Below are 3,598 nucleotides of genomic sequence, written 5' to 3'. Positions count from 1 at the left end.
CTGAGGAGATCCTCGACTCCCTCGCCCGATATATCCAACGGATTTCAGGCGCGGAACAATAGGTGTTGCGGGTCATGACGTTGGTGGCATGTAGGGGTCGCGCCGTGGTGTTATCGTTGCCGGGTGATCGATATTCGACAGGCATGGTGGTGGCTGCTCCAGCAGCCCGTCTAACCATGTCCGCGGGCTGTACGCAGCCCGCATGTCATCTGACCTGAACGAGGTATGTACAGCCCCTGACCATCCAGGAGCTGTACATTGAACACCTTCTCTGCCGCTGTCGAGCGCAGCAACACGTTGCGTGCCGCAGTCACCGAGCACCCCGGCCGGTACCGCATCCTCACCGGCGAACGCCCCACCGGGCCTCTGCATTTGGGCCACTACTTCGGGACCATCTCCGAAAGGGTGCGGCTGCACCGTCTGGGCGTGGACACGTTCGTGATCCTCGCCGACTATCAGATCATCACCGACCGTGACGCGATCGGGCAGGTCCGGGAGAACGTCTACAGCGCCGTGCTGGATTATCTGGCTGCTGGCATCGACCCCAACCGGGCGACCATCTTCACTCACTCGTCGGTCCCGGCGCTGAACCAGCTCCTGCTGCCGTTCCTGAGCCTGGTGACCGAGGCCGAACTCCACCGCAATCCCACCGTCAGAGCGGAACATGTCGCGTCCGGTCGTGCCTTGAGCGGACTGCTGCTGACCTACCCGGTCCACCAGGCCGCCGACATCCTGTTCTGCAAGGGGAACCTGGTCCCCGTGGGAAAGGACAACCTGCCGCACGTCGAGCTGACCCGGGTGATCGCGCGGCGCTTCAACGAACGCTATGGCGCGGTGTTCCCCGAACCGCAGGCACTGCTCACCTCGGCACCGGAAGTTCCCGGTCTCGACGGGCGAAAGATGTCCAAGAGCTACGGCAACGCGATCGCATTGTCGATGACCGCCGACGAAACGGCGGCCCTGATCCGCCGGGCCCCGACCGACTCCCAGCGACTCATCACATTCGATCCTGTCAATCGTCCCGGCGTGTCCGCGCTGCTGACCACGGCCGCATTGTGTTCCGGCCGCGATGAAAGAGACCTGGCCGATGACATCGGCGACGCCGGGGCCGGGGCGCTGAAGAAGCTCACCACCGACTCGGTCAACGAGTTCCTCGCCCCACACCGTCAACGCCGCACCGACTTCGCGCGCGACCCTGAATTCGTGTGCAGTGTTCTGCGGCACGGGAACCGCCGCGCCAACGTGGAGGCAACCCGCACCCTTGAGGAAGTGCACGCTGTGATGGGAACCGCGTACTGATGCCTGCCACACGGATACGAGATTTCTTACTCACTCCGAGACTGCGCCGATGACTCACTGAAACGCGCCGCTGTCCGTCGAAGGCCGTCGCCGGCTCGTGCAGCGTTGTCAGAGTCGCCCTATCTCGCACATCACCGCTGAAATGGGTATTTCACGAGCGTGTGCCAGTAACGGGGTGGCCCGCTACCGGGAGTTCGGAGAGCCCGGCCTGCTCGACCGGCCCAGCGTGCCGCACCGCCAACCAACCGCCACTCCGGTCGAAGTAGTCGCCCAGATCGAGACGCTGCGGCGCGAGAAGAAGTGGTCGGCCCGGCGCAACGCCCTCGCACTCGCCAACGACGGCATCGCCATCTCGGTGCGGACCGTCAGCCGGCACCTGGCCCACCTCGGGTTGAATCAGCGTAGGTTCCTCGACCCGTCCGGTGAGAGCAACCGCGCACGACGACGGATCATCGCCCGCTGGCCCGGCCACATGGTCCGCGTCGACATCAAGAAGGTCGGCCGCATCCCCGGCGGCGGCGGTTGGCGAGCCCACGGCCGCGGCAGCGAACTTGCCAAGAAGGTCGGCCGGGCAAAGACCGCCGGCGCCCGCGCCGGATACGTATATCTGCACTCGGCGATCGACGGATTCTCCCGGCTGGCCTACACCGAAGCTCTTACTGACGAGAAAGCTTGAGGCTCCCCCCGGGTAGTGGACACCGAGTTATCAGGATCGTTGATCCTGCGGAAGGATGTCTGCTGTGTCTCGGAAACGTCGGTCGTTCACGACCGAGGACAAGGTCGAGGCTGCTCATCGGGTGATCGATTCCGGTCGCACGGTCGCCGAGGTCTCGAGAGAGCTCGGCGTGCACGAGAGTCTGCTGGGCCGGTGGGTTGCTGATGAACGCCGTCGCATGGAAGCGGCTGCGGTGCATCGTGAACAGCCGTTGTCCGGTGCGGAGCGGGCGGAGTTGCTGCGGTTGCGCAAGCAGGTCGCCGAGCAGGACAAAGACATCGCGTTCCTGAAAAAAGCTTCGGCGTACTTTGCCGCGATGCAGCAGAACCGGCCCGGTTCGAGCTGATGGCAGAGTGCGCCGCTGCTGATGCGTTCACCGGCGCTGCTGGTGAGGACGTCGCGCGGATGGCGCGATTGTTGAATGTGTCGAGGTCGGGGTACTACGAGTACCGGAAACGCTGCCGGTCGCCGGTGTTGACACCCGCGGCGCAGCGCCGGGCGGACCTGGCAGTCAAGATCGTGGCCCATCACCGTGAATCCGACGGCACCTACGGTGCCCCACGAATCACCGCCGATCTACGCGAGGCCGGTGAGAAGGTCACCGAGAAGACCGTCGCCAAGATCATGGCCTCTATCGGAATCGAGGGGATCAGCCCCCGCACCTTCAAGGTCACGACCACGGTGGTCGACCCGGGTGCGTCGTTCTCGCCGGATCTGGTCGGCCGCCGGTTCGACCAGGGCCGGCTCGACGCGGTATGGACGAGCGATATCACCTACCTGAACTGCGGGGAAGCAGACATGTATTTGTGCGCGATCAAGGATGAGCACTCCAAACGGGTGCTGGGCTGGTCGGTGGCCGACCATATGCGCACCGAACTGGTCACCGACACCCTCGACATGGCGGTCGCGGCACGCGGCGGACGTGGCCGCGGAATCGTTCTACATGCCGATCGCGGCAGTCAATACACCGCTTCGGCCATGGCAGCGGCCTGCCGTCGTCATGGCCTGCACCGGTCGATGGGCGCTACCGGGATCTGCTGGGACAACGCCGGCACGCCGTGGGTCCGCAGGATCGTGCGCAGTGTTTCACGACTGATATCGGCGATCTTGCTGGTGACCAGCATGTCTCGTAGTTTCGACAGACTCCATGTCGAGAACGGCCGACCGAGATCGCGGGGGCAGCACCGGGCGATGCAGGCGATACGTTCACGCGTCGCCCGATCGACCTTGCTCGGCCTGCGCCGCTCCATTTTGGGTCCAAGGCTTCGAACCCCCGTTCGTTGAAGTCGTGGATCACCTGCCGCACGTATGCTTCCATGACCTGCATCAGCCGGGCTATCGCCGGGACCGGCTGATGGTGCGCGGAAGCCATCAACACGATCGCACGCCGCGTTCTGATCGGCTGCCGGCTCGTTTTGGTGATCTTCTGCAGTCTGCGTCCCTCGTCCGGGGCCAGCTCCCGCACGAATACTTCCGGTTTCCGGGCCATCGACACCACCTCCACCGGCAGCATCACCGCCGACGAGCAAAGGATCAAACCGACACCCGGATTACCGACGCAACCTAACTGGACGAGGCACTAGA

General features: G+C 64.4%; 3 protein-coding genes and 2 pseudogenes. 4 read left to right on the top strand and 1 reads right to left on the bottom strand.

The window, feature by feature from the left end; genetic code table 11:
- Positions 1-258: 258 nt before the first annotated feature.
- From trpS to ON38_RS25655, 4 genes and pseudogenes are all read left to right on the top strand, one after another.
- On the top strand, positions 259-1,299 hold the full coding sequence (gene trpS / locus ON38_RS25670; RefSeq protein ID WP_039827586.1) for a tryptophan--tRNA ligase: 1,041 nt from the start codon (positions 259-261) through the stop codon (positions 1,297-1,299).
- A gap of 70 nt (positions 1,300-1,369) precedes the next feature.
- Positions 1,370-1,972, top strand: a pseudogene (locus ON38_RS25665) (helix-turn-helix domain-containing protein); the annotation flags it as partial.
- 58 nt (positions 1,973-2,030) lie between these two features.
- A complete protein-coding gene (locus ON38_RS25660; protein ID WP_083873089.1) occupies positions 2,031-2,360 on the top strand; it encodes a transposase in 330 nt (109 codons plus the stop codon).
- Between the two features lie 59 nt (positions 2,361-2,419).
- Positions 2,420-3,298, top strand: a complete 879-nt coding sequence (locus tag ON38_RS25655) for an IS3 family transposase (protein WP_083873088.1) — start codon at positions 2,420-2,422, stop codon at positions 3,296-3,298.
- Positions 3,299-3,314: 16 nt separating this feature from the next.
- Here the strand turns inward: ON38_RS25655 and ON38_RS38270 are convergent.
- Positions 3,315-3,386: pseudogene (locus tag ON38_RS38270) on the bottom strand (helix-turn-helix domain-containing protein); the annotation flags it as partial.
- Between the last annotated feature and the right edge of the window lie 212 nt (positions 3,387-3,598).

Source organism: Nocardia testacea NBRC 100365 (genome assembly GCF_000308775.1).
GTDB classification, from domain to species: Bacteria; Actinomycetota; Actinomycetes; order Mycobacteriales; family Mycobacteriaceae; genus Nocardia; species Nocardia testacea.
The sequence above is the reverse complement of the archived record's forward strand: the minus strand, read 5'-3'. Positions and strand labels throughout refer to the sequence as shown.